Origin of the sequence: Mangrovimonas futianensis (assembly GCF_021245805.1) — a bacterium.
Classification (GTDB): Bacteria; Bacteroidota; Bacteroidia; order Flavobacteriales; family Flavobacteriaceae; genus Mangrovimonas; species Mangrovimonas futianensis.
Genome location: NZ_JAJJNF010000027.1, coordinates 1 through 556, shown reverse-complemented (window position 1 = coordinate 556; position 556 = coordinate 1). Strand labels below are relative to the sequence as shown.

Genomic DNA, 556 nt, shown 5'->3' with positions numbered 1-556 from the left:
GCTGCATAGCCGTCGTTGTCGTCGTTGTCGTCACAGATGCTCAGCTGCAGTGCCTCTTGCGTCTGTGCCGGGGTAGGAAGCGGATTCACGATCAGCTCCAGGGTCGTGGTACGGAAACACAAAGTGGTATTGTCCTCCACACGAACCCCTAGGGTCTGTGGTGTAAACTGGTTGGTATAGGCGGTAGGGACCGCTATGTAACTGGGGGCAGATGGCCCTATCTCGGCATCGGCCACATCGGTGTAATAGGTCACTGTGTACAGTGTCGGGTCCAGCCCGTTCAATATCTCTGTGTTGGCCTGGGTCAGGTCAAACTGTGTCATTCCATCGGCAACGGCATCGTCGCACAGTTCCAATGGTGATGGATCGGCAATCTCTGGTGTTGGTTGCACGATCAGCTGCAGCTCCACAATGGTAGGACAATCGGTGTCCACACCGGCATAGTCCACTCTTACGTAGATCACCTGCCCAAGGACGTTGGACAACGGACTGCTCTGTGGCAGCACATCGTCCACTGCGTTCTGGTAGGTCAGGTGGAAGGTAACATCTAAACTGG

1 protein-coding gene is annotated in these 556 nt (G+C 55.2%); it reads right to left on the bottom strand.

Translation table 11 applies throughout. The annotated features are described in order from the left end of the window. Nucleotides 1–556 (bottom strand): FIDD domain-containing protein (locus LOK78_RS16385; RefSeq protein ID WP_502243836.1); only part of this gene is annotated, 556 nt, incomplete at both ends.